Below are 14,870 nucleotides of genomic sequence, written 5' to 3'. Positions count from 1 at the left end.
CCCTCTAAAGACTGCCTCAGCGCATCTCAAGTTTTATTGTTGATATGATTTTCTTGGTCGTGAGAGCTACTGCTTGAAAACCCAAAGGTCATCAAACCGCGCTATAGACTAGTGTGGAGGTATAAAAATAGAATGCATAGCCAACTCCTTTAGATTGGGAGTTCTGCCAAAGCATTAATTAAGAATTATGGTGGCAGAACGAAAGAGGGTTAGCAGACTGGTGAAAGATTTAACCAGCACACCCGAGGGTGTCCCTCTCCCGTCCTACCGCTACGGGAGGAGACGAGGAGTTTACGCATAAGACTATCCCTCAGACGGAATAACTCTGATGCGATCTTTCATCACGGTCTGCTAAAACCGACTGGCAATGTAGGCCAGCTTGCAAAGGATAATCTGAGAGTTTACAGGTGTCAATGTAGCTTTTATGACAAGTTATTAAATTTCTTATTGTTTTTCATTAGATTAACTTAATTATTATTTTAAATATTATATATAATCAAATAATTTAAATTGAAAAGTTATTGAGAAATCAGTCATCAGTCGTTTAGAAAGTTGGAGTAGCCTAATCTATCCATTAAGACTAAGCCGAATGAGCACCTTGAGACTCAATGAGCTGATCAACCTGAACAGGCATTCCCAATAAATAACCTTGGAATTGCTGACATCCTAAACGGGTTAAAATCTCAACCTGCTGCTGGGTTTCCACGCCTTCTGCCGTTACGGTTAAACCTAACTTTTTCGCTAAATGAATAATACTTTCTAGAATAACTTCTTCTTTTGAACCCGGTTTTAAATCAACAATAAAGCCACGGTCAATTTTCAATTCATCTACAGGTAAGTCTTTTAAATATAAGAAGCTCGAATGCCCTGTTCCAAAATCATCAATGGCAACACGAATTCCCATGTCACGTAACCGCTCACAAGCTCGGATACTCAAGTCTATATGCCGCATTGCAGTTGATTCAGTAATCTCAACAATTAAGTGATGAGGTTGAATTTGATATTTTTTTAATAATGCTTCGAGTGTACTAAATAACTTTTTATTTTCGAATTGTAGTGCCGATAAGTTCACAGCGACTGGATAAAATGGCGTGTTACTGCGCTCCCACTCCTGAATTTGCAGACAAGCTTGCTCAAGCGCCCAATACCCCATTGGAATGATCAAACCCGTTTTTTCCGCACCTTCAATGAACATATGCGGTGTAAGTATTCCTAAGGCTGGATGATTCCAACGGATTAATGCCTCAACCCCACAAACTTCAAGATTGGTATTAAATTTTGGTTGGTAATATAAGATGAACTGTTTTTCTTCTACGGCTTTATAAAGATCATTGATCAGTTTCGACTGACTTCTGGTTTCTTGTTGATGGGTTGAGTAACTAAAGATGGTATACGTATTCCGGCCTTGTTCCTTAGACATGAGCATGGCGGCATCAGCATTCATGAGTAAGTCCTGAACATTCTGTCCATGCTCAGGAAAGAGTGCTACGCCCAAACTTGCAGAAATATTAATTTCCTTACCAGAAATTTGATAGCTTTCCTGAATCAGTTGTAAAACTTTCTCGGCCAAAATAACTGCTTCGTCTGCATTTGTATTTTCTGCAATAAGCAAAAACTCATCACCACCAATCCTAAGCAGCTTACATTTTTCATTGAGTTGCCAATGCAAACGGTTCGCCATTTGAATGAGTAATTGATCACCGATATGATGCCCAAAAGCATCGTTAACCGATTTAAATCGGTCTAAATCAATATATAAAAAAGCAATTTTCTGGTCTTTATAACGATGATCTGAAAGTAATACTTCTGCATAATCAACCAAGTAAAGACGGTTTGGCAGTTTAGTTAAATTATCTTGTATAGAGAGGTTTGCTAATTCTTTATTTGCCTTACGCAACTCTAAATTTTGTTGAGTGAGGCGCTGCTCCAACATCGCAACAATAAAACTTGCGACCAGTACCAAACATGTGACCAAGATAATCGTAAATAATAATAGGTCATGTTCAGCCTGATATTGGCTAATAAATTTATCAGTAATATTCGTCGCAATGAGCGCCGTATAGTGCATTCCCATAATACTTAAGGTCATCATAACCGAAAAGGCAATTTTTAAAGTTAAGCGATGACGTTCGGTATCTTTTAATTTATAGGCTAATAAAAATGCCAGCCCTGAACCGCTCATCGCAATTAATACAGAAAATAATAGCAAGAAAGAGGTGTAATCTTTTTTATAGATATTAATATTCCAGCCCAACATACTAATGTAATATGAAGCTGAAATTCCGATTCCCATAATAATAGAACTTAAAATGAGCCGGAATAAAGGTAGCGTAAAACGTGAAGTCAACCACATGGCAATGCACGATAGCAAAGCACTAATGGCAAATGAAACAGTAATTAAAGGAATATTCGAGTTGACTGTTTCAAACAAATGATAAGCTTGTATACCAATAATATGAACAATGCTAATTGCCGATGCCAGCAATAATCCATTGATAAATAAGATTAAAAACTCAAATTTTTTATAGACTTGCTTGAATATTAATTGTTCCATGGAAATCACGAGATAGCAAATGAGGCCAGCTGCAATAAAAGAGCCGACGATCAATGTGCTATCGTAATCAACATGACCCATAATGGACTTCCATGATTATTCAATACTTTTTTTTATTTTGTTCAACTCATTGCCCAAAATACAATTAAACATGTTAAAGAAATTTTAGTAAATTTGACTTATTCAGTCAGTTATAAACAATAACATTATCTATCTTTTGGTCAAGTATTTTTTACTTTATAAATCAATAGACTAAATAAAAAATAAGCAGCCAATTATATGAAAAATATAGAATTTATTAAATCCAGTCAAGTTGACTCAATGGCTCTTTTTCATATTCAAATAAAAACAGTATAAAAAAAGAACCCTGCTTAATGCAGGGTTCTTTTAAAGCTTTTTTAGAAAAAGAAAATTAGTTCTTTTCTTTGTCTACGATTTTGTTTGCTTGAATCCAAGGCATCATTGAACGTAACTTATTACCAGTTACTTCAATACCATGCGCAGCATTTTGACGACGACGAGCAGTCATAGATGGGTAGTTTAATGCACCCTCTTGAATGAACATCTTCGCGTATTCGCCAGATTGAATACGTTTCAATGCATTACGCATTGCTTCACGAGACTGTTCGTTAATTACTTCAGTACCAGTTACATATTCGCCATACTCAGCATTGTTAGATACTGAATAGTTCATGTCAGCGATACCGCCTTCGAACATCAAGTCAACGATTAATTTAAGTTCGTGTAAACATTCGAAGTAAGCCATTTCTGGTGCATAACCAGCTTCAACTAAAGTTTCGAAGCCCATTTTCACGAGTTCAACCGCACCACCACAAAGAACTGCTTGCTCACCGAACAAATCAGTTTCAGTTTCTTCACGGAATGAAGTTTCGATAATACCAGTACGGCCGCCACCTACACCTGAAGCATAAGAAAGAGCAACGTTACGTGCATTACCAGAAGCATCTTGGTGAATTGCGATTAAGTCAGGAACACCTGAACCACGTTGGTATTCTGAACGAACTGTGTGACCAGGTGCTTTCGGAGCAACCATGATTACGTCTAAGTCTTTACGTGGAACAACTTGGTTATAAAGAATTGAGAAACCATGAGCAAATGCTAAAGTTGCGCCTTCTTTGATGTTTGGCTCAATCACGTCACGGTAAAGTTGTGATTGGAATTCATCTGGAGTCAAAATCATTACGAGGTCAGCTTGCTTAACAGCAGCAGGAACTTCTGCAACTTTAAGACCAGCATTTTCAGCTTTCTTCCAAGAAGCTGAATCTGCGCGTAAACCTACAGTTACGTCTACGCCTGAGTCTTTAAGGTTAAGTGCATGAGCATGACCTTGAGAGCCGTAACCAACAATCGCTACTTTCTTGCCTTGGATGATTGATAAGTCACAGTCTTTATCGTAAAAAATTTGCATTTGTGTTCTCCGCTAAAATACTTTTAAAAAATTAAATGGCTAATACTTTTTCGCCACGGGCGATACCAGATACACCTGAACGAACGACTTCTAGAATAGTGTTTTCTGCAAGCGCATCGATAAAACCATCTAATTTTTCAGTTGTCCCTGCTATTTGAATGGTATAGGTAGTTGGTGTCACGTCTACAATTTGCGCACGGAAAATATCCGCTGTTCGCTTAATTTCAGCACGTGAAGCACCTAAAGCTTTTACTTTAATCAACATCAGTTCACGCTCAATGTGTGAACCTTCTGATAAATCTACTACTTTTACAACTTCAACAAGTTTGTTGAGCTGCTTTGTAATCTGTTCAATCTTATGGTCATCGCCATAAGTAGTTAACGTCAGACGTGATAAAGTTGGGTCTTCGGTTGGAGCTACATTCAACGTTTCAATGTTGTAGTTACGTTGACTGAATAAACCCACCAAACGAGAAAGCGCACCAGCTTCGTTTTCAACGAGTACAGAAATAATATGTCTCATTATGTACGCTCCCCTTTACCTAACCACATATCCTTCATTGACTGACCTGCAATCAGCATTGGATAAACATGTTCTGTACGATCAACCATGACATTAATGAATACACATTTATCATTAATTGCCATTGCTTCAGCAAGCTTCGACTCTAGTTCATCAGCATGATCAATTTGGATACCCACATGACCATATGCTTCCATTAACTTGCCAAAATCAGGTAATGATTCAACATATGAGCTTGAGTGACGGCCTTCATAGTTCATATCTTGCCACTGTTTAACCATACCTAAAGCACGGTTATTCAAGCACAAGATCTTCACATTCATACCGTATTGCTTACAAGTTGAAAGCTCCTGAATACACATCTGAATTGAAGCTTCACCGGTAATACAAACTACCTGTTGATCTGGGAAAGCTAACTTGGCTGCCATTGCATAAGGTAAACCTACGCCCATGGTGCCCAATCCGCCTGAGTTAATCCATTGACGTGGACGTTTGTACTTGTAATACAACGCACCAAACATTTGGTGTTGACCCACATCCGAAGTAATGATGGCATCACCATTGGTCGCTTTATATAAAGCTTCAACAACTTGCTGTGGCTTCATCGTGCCATCAGCCAGTGTTTCATACTTCAAGCCATGAACTTTACGCCATTCATTAATTTGATCCCACCATGCAGCAATTGCTTCAGGGTTAGGCTTAGACACATTCAATTGTTTCAATTGCGTCAACATTTCCTGAAGTACAGGCTCAACCGCCCCTACAATCGGAATATGCGCCATGATCGTTTTTGAAATGCTCGCCGGATCAATATCAATATGAATAACTTTGGCATTCACACAGAATTTTGCAGGGTTATTGGTTACTCGGTCATCAAAACGTGCACCAATTGCAAGAATGACATCAGCATTATGCATCGCCATGTTTGCTTCATAAGTACCGTGCATACCCAACATGCCCACAAACTGTGGATCATCGCCAGGGAAGCCACCAAGACCCATAAGTGTATTTGTCACTGGGTAGCCCAACAAATGAGCCAACTCAGTCAATAATGCAGATGCATTACCTTGAACAACACCGCCACCAGTATAAATTACAGGGCGTTTAGCACTTAAAAGCTCATCAATCGCTTTGCGAATTTGACCAGAATGACCACGTGAAGGTGGCTGATAAGAACGCATCTTCACTTTTTCAGGATATTCGTACGCAAATTTTTCTGCAGGATTTGTCGCATCTTTTGGAATATCGATTACAACTGGGCCAGGACGACCACTTGATGCAATATAAAATGCTTTTTTGATAATTGCAGGAATTTCACTTGCGTGACGAACTTGGAAGCTGTGTTTCACGATAGGACGTGAAATACCCACCATATCCGTTTCCTGGAAAGCGTCTTCACCAATAAGATGTGATGCAACCTGGCCAGACAAAATCACCATTGGGATTGAGTCCATATAAGCTGTTGCAATTGGAGTCACAGTATTAGTTGCGCCAGGTCCAGAAGTGACCAGTACTACGCCAGTCTTACCTGTAGCACGCGAGTAAGCATCTGCCATATGACCAGCAGCTTGTTCATGACGTACGAGGTAATGATTAATTTTGTCTTGTTGAAATAGCGCATCATAAATATGTAATACAGCGCCGCCTGGATAACCAAAAACATGTTCAACGCCTTCGTCCGCAAGAGCACGAACGAGCATTTCACCACCAGATAAAAGTTCCAACGTGATTCACCCTAAAATCTTTATCACTATTTATGGAAGGCACAAATAGTGTTTCATTCATTGAATTGTCTGCACTGTTATAGCACACATATTGTCTAGTTTTCGTTGCAATAGAAAAATTTCTGTTTTTCAGCCGTATAAGCTTTTTTAACATTAATAAAGCATGTCTGGATATACATACTTTAAGTAAAATCAATCTCTCGGCTAGAGAGAATGTCTATTACAAAACATGACGGTTATTCGAAGGGTGATCAAATAATCGCATATAAAACTAAAGGAAGCATTTTTGTTGTTTAATTCACTAAAGTCAAGATTAAAGAAAAGGTTTTTCCATAAAAATTTTTAGCTGCTTCTTTTTTAATCTAAAATTAAATCATAAATTTGGTAGTTCCAATCCCTTTTATTAAAAATAATTATTCTTTTTTATATAAAACCATACATTGTAAATTGCTTATTTATAAACTTTATTTAAATATAGTCAGTTTTTTGGGGAAGATCTGATATGAATTTATCTTATTTAAAAACAAGCTTGTATACAGCAGTAACAACAGTAATTTTAATTTGCTCAAGTCAAAGTCAGGCACAGCAATATTATAAATGGATGGATAAAAGTGGCTCTACACATTACACCACGACTCCGCCACCTAAGAGTGCAAAACATTTGAACAAAGTTTCGACTTACGGCAGCCAACCATCCGTAAAAAATTCGACACCCACCTCAGAACAACAACCTCAAGATAAAACAGATAAAGTAGTGCAAGAAACAGCTAAGGTAGAACAGGAAAAAGGCGTACCCGCTGTACCAGTTCCGCCCGCCCCATCCGCAGCAGCACGGTAACCACAATGAGAGTGGTGAATATTTTCACTACTCTTCTATTATTTAAAATAAAGAAGAATAGATTGAGAAATGTTTATTGCTCATATTAAAAGATAAAATCCTGATCTAAAAACTGACATTTCCCCTTATTTTGCGCTATGCTGTGCAGCAATCTTTCATTTCAATTTTCGTTGTATAGCTTACGTCTATGACTATTTCTCACATTGACCCCGAATATCAAGCAAACACGATTGAACCATCAGTTCAACAAGATTGGGAAAATCGTAAAGTCTTTAAAGTTGCCGACACTGTCGAAGGTAAACATCGCTACATCCTTTCAATGTTTCCTTACCCAAGCGGCAAGCTGCATATGGGGCATGTGCGTAACTATACAATTGGCGATGTAATTAGCCGTTTCTACCGTTTAAAAGGCGAAACCGTGCTACAACCTATGGGTTGGGATGCATTCGGTCTACCTGCTGAAAACGCAGCAATTGCTCATAAAGTTGCTCCAGCAAAATGGACATTTGAAAACATCGCTTACATGCGTGACCAATTAAAAAAATTGGGTCTATCTGTAGACTGGGATCGCGAGTTCGCAACTTGTACACCAGAGTATTATCACTGGGAACAATGGTTATTTGTTCAGCTTTATAAAAAAGGCCTGATCTACCGTAAACTTTCAACAGTAAACTGGGATCCGGTTGACCAAACAGTTTTGGCAAACGAACAAGTTGAAAATGGTCGTGGCTGGCGCTCAGGTGCATTGGTTGAAAAACGCGATATTCCAATGTACTACTTCCGTATTACGGATTATGCACAAGAATTATTAGACGATCTTGACACCCTACAAGATGGCTGGCCTCAACAAGTGTTGACCATGCAACGTAACTGGATCGGTCGCTCTACTGGCATGGAAATTACGTTCCCATCTGCCAATACTGAAATTTATGCTGACGGTTTAACTGTTTATACAACTCGTGCCGACACGCTTATGGGTGTGACTTATGTTGCCGTTGCGGCAGAACACCCGCTTGCACTTAAAGCTGCTGAAACTAACCCTGAATTGGCTGCATTTAATGAAGAATGCCGCATGGGTTCAGTTGCAGAAGCGGACTTGGCGACAGCTGAGAAAAAAGGCATGGCAACAGGCTTGTTTGTAAAACATCCTGTAACTGGTGAAGAGCTTCCTGTTTGGATTGCAAACTACGTATTAATGTCTTATGGCTCTGGCGCTGTTATGGCTGTGCCTGCACATGACGAACGTGATTTTGAATTTGCTAACAAGTTTAATTTATCAATCAAGCAAGTCATTGATGCTAAAGGCGCTGACGATGCAGACTACTCTGCAACCCAGTGGCAAGAATGGTACGGTTCTAAAGAAGGTAAACTTGTTAACTCTGGCGAGTTTGACGGTTTAGAATTCCAAGCTGCTTTTGATGCATTCCTTGCAAAATTAGAACCACAAAATTTGGCAAATTCTAAAGTTCAATTCCGTTTACGTGACTGGGGTGTATCTCGTCAACGTTATTGGGGTTGTCCAATTCCAATGATTAACTGTGACACTTGTGGTCAAGTCACAGTACCTGAAGATCAACTTCCTGTTGTATTACCAACAGACGTTGTACCAGATGGTTCAGGCAATCCGCTTAATAAAATGCCTGAATTCTATGAAACTAAATGTCCTTGTTGTGGCGGCGATGCACGTCGTGAAACAGATACTTTAGATACTTTCGTAGAGTCATCTTGGTACTATGCACGTTATGCTTCTCCAGACTTTACTGGTGGTATGGTTAAACCTGAAGCAGCTCAAAACTGGCTTCCTGTGAACCAATACATCGGTGGTGTTGAGCACGCGATTCTTCACTTACTTTATGCACGTTTCTTCCACAAATTAATGCGTGATGAAGGCGTTGTACAAGGTAATGAACCATTTACCAACTTGTTAACTCAAGGCATGGTGCTTGCAGATACCTTCTACCGTGAAGCAGAAAATGGTAAGAAAACTTGGTTTAACCCAGCTGATATTGAGTTAGAGCGCGATGAAAAAGGTCGTATTCTTTCTGCAAAATATTCAGGTGATGGTCAAGAAGTGGTCATCGGCGGACAAGAAAAAATGTCTAAGTCGAAAAACAACGGTATCGACCCGCAAGCGATTATTGATCAATACGGTGCAGATACTGCTCGTGTATTCATGATGTTTGCTGCACCACCAGATCAATCTTTAGAATGGTCTGATGCAGGTGTTGAAGGTGCAAACCGTTTCTTGAAACGTGTATGGCGTCTTGTAGCAGGCTTCCTTGAAAAAGGAAACTCAACTTCTACAATCGATACTGCAAACTTGTCTAAGGATGCTCAAGATTTACGTCGTAAAACACACGAAACCATTCAAAAGGTAAGTGATGATATTGAACGTCGTCATGCATTCAATACCGCTATTGCTGCTTTAATGGAGTTATTAAATGCGAGCAACAAGTTTGAAGCAAAAGATGACAACGACATTGCGGTAGAACGTGAAGCGATCACTACACTTTTAACTTTGCTCGAACCGTTTGCACCACATTTAAGCCAAACTTTATTGGCTCAATTTGGTACAGATGTTACAGCAGCAACGTTCCCTGAAGTGGATGCTTCTGCGTTAACACGTAATACACAAACGATTGTTGTACAGGTTAACGGTAAACTTCGCGGTAAACTTGAAGTTTCTGTTGATATTTCTAAAGAAGATCTATTAGCTCAAGCTAAAGCTCTACCAGAAGTTCAACAATTCTTAACCGGACCAACAAAAAAAGAAATTGTGGTTCCAAATAAACTAGTTAACCTCGTGGTTTAATTAAAGTTATTAATGAGAGGATCAAGCATGCACTTAGCCAAACGTTTAGCCGCTGTTGTTTTAACCTTAGGCCTTAGTGCAGGCTTAGTCGGGTGTGGATTTCATTTAAAAGGAACCAACCCGACTGCGACTCCGCTTGTTTATAAAAAGTTAAGCCTTGAGTTACCAGCTAAAACTGATGATTTGGAAACGCAGTTAAAAGTGTATTTGGCTGCCAATGGTGTTCAATTCAGTAATGATAGTGATGCCTATGTACTTCGTGTTTTGGAATACACACCACGTCGTCAGCTTTTAAATGGAAAACTGACAGAAGTATTATTACGCCTAACCGTAACCTTCCAGATTGAAGATCGTCAGGGTAATAAAATTACTGAACCACGCTCATTAACTGCATCTCGTAGTTATCAATATGACTTGGCAACAGTCAACACTGAAAATCAGCAAGAAACTTACTTACAACATATTGTGATTGATGATATTGCACAACAAATTACTCGTCAGATTTCAGCAAATCGTTTACCAAAAGCTCAGCCTTAATCTGTATTTTTGCCTGCAATGAAAATTGACTATTTACAAGCCTTAAAACGTACTCCGGAAGCTCGGGGTGCGTGGATTTTGCATGGGCAAGAGCCCTTATTAGAACAAAATTTATTAGATGCCTTTCGCAAAAGCTGGCAACAACAAGAAGTTGAAAGACAGCGCTATGATATTAGTAGCGTGAGCGACTGGAAAAATGTCTTTAACGCACTTAATAGCTTATCTTTATTTTCTCAACAGCTTGCTATTGAAGTACATGGCAATATAAAACCTGATGCGAATGGCTTAAAACAACTTAAAAGTTATATACAACATAATGAACATAATCTGCTGTTAATTGTTTTACCCAAACAAGATAGTAGCAGCTTAAAATCTGCTTTTTTTCAAGTTGTTGAAGCAAATGGTGTTGTTGTTTCCTTAACGGCAAACTACCCACAAGACCGTCAACGTATTTTAAACGTAGAAGCAGAAAAGTTAGAGATCCAACTCGACAATGATGCTTGGCAGTGGTTAATGCAACATCATGAGCACAACTTATTAGCAGCTAAAAACAGCTTGATGCGTGTAAGAGATACTTTCCCAGATCAGAAACTTATTCAAATTGAGCAATTGTATGCTTGTTTACAAGATCAATCTCGTTATACCACCTATGATTTAAGTGATGCCTTATTAGAAGGCAACCTTGGCCAATCTATTAAGATTTTTCAATATTTAATTGCAGCAGGCGAACCAGATAGTCTGATTTTATGGACTTTAAGTAAAGAAATGCGCTTGTTGATGCAATTGTTTGAACAACCTCATAACGCCCTACAGCTTGGTATATGGAAAACAAAGGTTGGTTTATATCAACAAGCCTTAAGAAGACTAAATCCGCAACAGTTTCTAGGCTGGTCTACCCTTCTATTGCAAATTGATGCAGCAATTAAAGGAATGTCGAACGAAAATGCAGAACATTTAATGCAGCAAGCGATTGCTGAATTATGTGGGAAAACACTATTTATACAATAATTCGGCTCAATCATTTTTCATCATTCCTGAAATATCATAAAAATTCACGTTTTATCCTCATTTCGCTTTTATACTAAATTAAATTTTAAACTTTTCGACCTCTCGCCATGCCAAAAATAAAGCCAATCAAACTTGTTATTATCATCGTCTGTATAGTCATTATTGCTGTATTAGCCTGGAAGTTTTTCAAGCCAAAACAGCAGCAGCCACAATATATTACTGCCGAGGTAACGCGCGGGGATATTGAAAATAATGTACTTGCAACGGGTACACTTGATGCAACCAAACTGATTAGTGTCGGTGCACAGGTATCTGGTCAGGTTAAAAAGATGTATGTACAACTAGGCGATCAGGTTAAGCAAGGTCAACTTATTGCGCAAATTGACTCAACGACCCAAGAAAATAGTTTAAAAACTTCTGATGCGAATATTAAGAATTTAGAAGCGCAGCGTCTTCAACAAGTTGCTTCTTTGAATGAAAAACAACTTGAGTACCGCCGTCAGCAACAAATGTATGCGCAAGATGCAACACCACGCGCAGATTTAGAATCAGCTGAAGCAAGCTATAAAACAGCTCAAGCACAAATCAAAGCATTAGATGCGCAAATTGAATCTGCAAAAGTGACTAGATCTACGGCGCAAACCAATATTGGTTATACACGTATTCTTGCTCCAACTGATGGTACGGTTGTCGCAATTGTGACTGAAGAAGGTCAAACGGTAAACGCAAACCAAAGTGCGCCAACAATTGTCAAAATTGCAAAATTACAAAATATGACGATTAAGGCTCAAGTCAGTGAAGCTGACATTATGAAAGTTGAGAAAGGCCAACAGGTTTATTTCACTACCTTAGGTGAAGACACTAAGCGTTACGCAACCTTACGTCAAATTGAGCCTGCTCCAGATTCAATTTCTAGCGAATCAACAAATACCACCAGTTCAACTACAAGCTCAGCCGTTTACTATAATGCTTTGTTTGATGTGCCAAACACGGATGGTAAATTGCGTATTGATATGACTGCACAAGTTTATATCGTATTAAACTCGGCTAAAAATGCCTTGCTCGTTCCTTCATCAGCGCTCAGCTCTAAACAATTTTCAGGTCAAAGAAAATCAGGTCAGTCTTCTGATAAAGCAAGCTCTACACCTGAAGCAGCTAAAAAATCTCAAGGAAATGGGGCTCGTTTAGAGCGTCTTAACCTAACTGCTGAGCAAAAACAGTTAATTGAACAAGGTAAATTAACTTTAAGCGTTGTCCGCATATTACAAGCCGATGGCACAACTAAACCGACTCAGATTTTGGTTGGCATTAACAACCGGGTAAATGCGCAAGTTCTTGCGGGCTTAAAACAAGGTGATCAAGTTGTGATTGCCGATAGTGCAGATACTTCTGCTGCATCAGCAAATAGTAGTAATAACCGTCGCCGTAGTGGCCCAATGGGAATGTAAGCATGACAAAACAAGCTTTGCTTGAAGTCAGCAATCTGGTCCGGGAATTCCCTGCTGGCGAAAGCACAATACAAATTTTAAAAGGCATTGACCTTACCATTTACGAAGGTGAACTGGTTGCCATTGTCGGCCAGTCTGGTTCGGGTAAGTCAACGCTCATGAACATTTTGGGCTGCTTAGACCGCCCTACTAGTGGTAGTTACAAAGTCAGTGGACAAGAGACTGGTAAGTTAGAGCCAGATCAGCTCGCTCGATTACGCCGTGAATATTTTGGTTTTATTTTCCAGCGCTACCATTTGCTTGGTGATTTATCTGCTGAAGGTAACGTTGAGGTTCCAGCAGTTTATGCAGGTGTTACCCCTTCTGAGCGTAAACAACGCGCAACAGCTCTACTTACTGAATTAGGGTTAGGCACTAAAACACTTAATAGACCAAGTCAGCTTTCTGGTGGTCAGCAACAACGTGTTTCTATTGCCCGTGCCCTCATGAATGGTGGAGATGTCATCCTTGCGGATGAACCAACAGGAGCACTCGACTCTCATAGTGGCGTTGAGGTTATGCGTATTTTGCGTGAACTCAATGCTGCTGGTCATACTATTATTCTGGTGACACACGATATGCAAGTTGCAAAAAATGCAACTCGTATTATCGAGATTAGTGACGGAGAAATTATTAGTGACCGTCCTAATATTCCAGATCAAGCAGCCGAACCGATCAAGTCTGATCCTGATGCCGCTCCTGCTTTACAAGGTAAACAGAAGAAAGGCAAAAGTATTTCTGCATGGCGTTCTACTTTAGACCGTTTATCCGAAGCTTTTCAAATGGCTTTACTGTCTATGAATGCTCATCGCATGCGTACTTTTTTAACCATGCTTGGGATCATTATCGGTATTGCATCTGTTGTTACGGTGGTCGCTCTAGGTAAAGGCTCTCAACAACAAATTTTAAGCAATATTAGTAGTCTAGGAACCAATACGATTACCGTATTTCAGGGCCGCGGGTTTGGTGACAACTCTAAAACCGCAAGCTTTAAAACATTGGTTCCTGCCGATGCTGATGCATTAATGACTCAACCTTATGTTAGCGCAGTCAGTCCGATGGTCAGTACATCCAAGACTATGCGCTATCAACAGAATGAAGCAAACGCCACCATTAATGGTGTGAGTAATGATTATTTCGATGTAAAAGGTTTGGTCTTTAAAGATGGGCAAACTTTTGATCAACGTAGTGTGCGTGATCGCTCACAAGATGTGGTGATTGATACCAATACGCAAAAACAATTCTTTGGCGATGGTAGCAATCCAATTGGCCAAGTAGTCCTACTCGGTAGTGTACCAGCGCGCATCATTGGGGTTGTAGAACCGCAAACAAGCGGCATGGGCTCAGACGACACGTTAAATGTCTATATGCCTTATACAACCGTAATGAGCCGTATGTTAGGTCAGTCTAATGTCCGCAATATCGTGGTTCGTATTAATGACAAATATTCAACTACAGCCGCAGAAAACGCGATTGTAAACTTATTAACCCAGCGCCACGGTGCACAAGATATTTTCACTATGAACAGTGACAGTATCCGTCAAACCATTGAGAAAACGACCAGCACAATGACCCTTCTGGTTTCAGCAATTGCTGTAATTTCACTGGTCGTTGGTGGTATTGGGGTAATGAATATTATGCTGGTTTCTGTGACTGAACGTACTCAGGAAATTGGTGTACGTATGGCTGTAGGCGCACGTCAAAGTGATATTTTGCAGCAATTTCTTATTGAAGCAATTTTAGTCTGTTTAATTGGTGGTGTGCTTGGTGTCTTACTATCCCTAGGCCTTGGACAACTTATTAATAAATTTGCTGGCGGTAACTTTAGCGTGGCTTATTCAAGCACTTCTATTATTGCAGCATTTGTGTGTTCAACACTGATTGGTGTCGTTTTTGGTTTCTTACCAGCCAAGAATGCCGCAAAACTCGACCCAGTTGCAGCACTATCACGAGAATAA

General features: G+C 39.5%; 10 protein-coding genes. 6 read left to right on the top strand and 4 right to left on the bottom strand.

Annotated features, from left to right (window positions below):
• Positions 1-580: 580 nt before the first annotated feature.
• From BMW38_RS09020 to BMW38_RS09005, 4 genes are all read right to left on the bottom strand, one after another.
• Complete coding sequence (locus BMW38_RS09020; protein ID WP_092707366.1) at positions 581-2,635, bottom strand: bifunctional diguanylate cyclase/phosphodiesterase; 2,055 nt, start codon at positions 2,633-2,635, stop codon at positions 581-583.
• 331 nt (positions 2,636-2,966) lie between these two features.
• Complete coding sequence (gene ilvC / locus BMW38_RS09015) at positions 2,967-3,983, bottom strand: ketol-acid reductoisomerase (protein WP_004641176.1); 1,017 nt, start codon at positions 3,981-3,983, stop codon at positions 2,967-2,969.
• Positions 3,984-4,014: 31 nt separating this feature from the next.
• The gene (gene ilvN / locus BMW38_RS09010; protein WP_001215920.1) at positions 4,015-4,506 is read right to left on the bottom strand and encodes an acetolactate synthase small subunit; all 492 of its coding nucleotides are present in this window, start codon (positions 4,504-4,506) and stop codon (positions 4,015-4,017) included.
• Positions 4,506-6,230 carry an acetolactate synthase 3 large subunit gene (locus BMW38_RS09005; RefSeq protein ID WP_092707364.1) on the bottom strand — a complete coding sequence of 575 codons (1,725 nt, stop codon included), beginning with the start codon at positions 6,228-6,230 and terminating at the stop codon, positions 4,506-4,508. The genes ilvN and BMW38_RS09005 overlap by 1 nt, the downstream gene beginning before the upstream one ends.
• Positions 6,231-6,732: 502 nt before the next feature.
• On the opposite strand from BMW38_RS09005, the gene BMW38_RS09000 reads away from it, so the two are divergent.
• The 6 genes from BMW38_RS09000 (at position 6,733) to BMW38_RS08975 (ending at position 14,870) form a co-directional block, all read left to right on the top strand.
• On the top strand, positions 6,733-7,068 hold the full coding sequence (locus tag BMW38_RS09000; protein WP_092707362.1) for a DUF4124 domain-containing protein: 336 nt from the start codon (positions 6,733-6,735) through the stop codon (positions 7,066-7,068).
• Between the two features lie 187 nt (positions 7,069-7,255).
• Complete coding sequence (gene leuS / locus BMW38_RS08995; RefSeq protein ID WP_092707360.1) at positions 7,256-9,880, top strand: leucine--tRNA ligase; 2,625 nt, start codon at positions 7,256-7,258, stop codon at positions 9,878-9,880.
• 27 nt (positions 9,881-9,907) lie between these two features.
• Positions 9,908-10,417 carry an LPS-assembly lipoprotein LptE gene (gene lptE, locus BMW38_RS08990; protein WP_092707358.1) on the top strand — a complete coding sequence of 170 codons (510 nt, stop codon included), beginning with the start codon at positions 9,908-9,910 and terminating at the stop codon, positions 10,415-10,417.
• A gap of 18 nt (positions 10,418-10,435) precedes the next feature.
• Complete coding sequence (gene holA / locus BMW38_RS08985; RefSeq protein WP_092707356.1) at positions 10,436-11,425, top strand: DNA polymerase III subunit delta; 990 nt, start codon at positions 10,436-10,438, stop codon at positions 11,423-11,425.
• Positions 11,426-11,532: 107 nt separating this feature from the next.
• Positions 11,533-12,873, top strand: coding sequence for a MacA family efflux pump subunit (locus tag BMW38_RS08980; RefSeq protein WP_092707354.1), 1,341 nt, complete (start codon positions 11,533-11,535; stop codon positions 12,871-12,873).
• A gap of 2 nt (positions 12,874-12,875) precedes the next feature.
• Positions 12,876-14,870 (top strand): MacB family efflux pump subunit, encoded by a 1,995-nt coding sequence (locus BMW38_RS08975; protein ID WP_092707352.1) that lies wholly within the window; start codon positions 12,876-12,878, stop codon positions 14,868-14,870.

It is taken from the genome of Acinetobacter sp. yr461, from assembly GCF_900110445.1.
GTDB classification, from domain to species: domain Bacteria; phylum Pseudomonadota; class Gammaproteobacteria; order Pseudomonadales; family Moraxellaceae; genus Acinetobacter; species Acinetobacter calcoaceticus.
Note: the sequence above shows the minus strand (reverse complement) of the source record. Positions and strands in the feature narration are given on the sequence as shown.

Excerpts from the sequence above, each read along its gene's own strand:
- BMW38_RS09000 (WP_092707362.1), top strand. The coding sequence starts at position 6,733 with ATGAATTTATCTTATTTAAAAACAAGCTTGTATACAGCAGTAACAACA.
- BMW38_RS09020 (WP_092707366.1), bottom strand. The coding sequence starts at position 2,635 with ATGGGTCATGTTGATTACGATAGCACATTGATCGTCGGCTCTTTTATT.
- ilvC (WP_004641176.1), bottom strand. The coding sequence starts at position 3,983 with ATGCAAATTTTTTACGATAAAGACTGTGACTTATCAATCATCCAAGGC.
- BMW38_RS08980 (WP_092707354.1), top strand. The coding sequence starts at position 11,533 with ATGCCAAAAATAAAGCCAATCAAACTTGTTATTATCATCGTCTGTATA.
- BMW38_RS08975 (WP_092707352.1), top strand. The coding sequence starts at position 12,876 with ATGACAAAACAAGCTTTGCTTGAAGTCAGCAATCTGGTCCGGGAATTC.
- holA (WP_092707356.1), top strand. The coding sequence starts at position 10,436 with ATGAAAATTGACTATTTACAAGCCTTAAAACGTACTCCGGAAGCTCGG.
- ilvN (WP_001215920.1), bottom strand. The coding sequence starts at position 4,506 with ATGAGACATATTATTTCTGTACTCGTTGAAAACGAAGCTGGTGCGCTT.
- lptE (WP_092707358.1), top strand. The coding sequence starts at position 9,908 with ATGCACTTAGCCAAACGTTTAGCCGCTGTTGTTTTAACCTTAGGCCTT.
- leuS (WP_092707360.1), top strand. The coding sequence starts at position 7,256 with ATGACTATTTCTCACATTGACCCCGAATATCAAGCAAACACGATTGAA.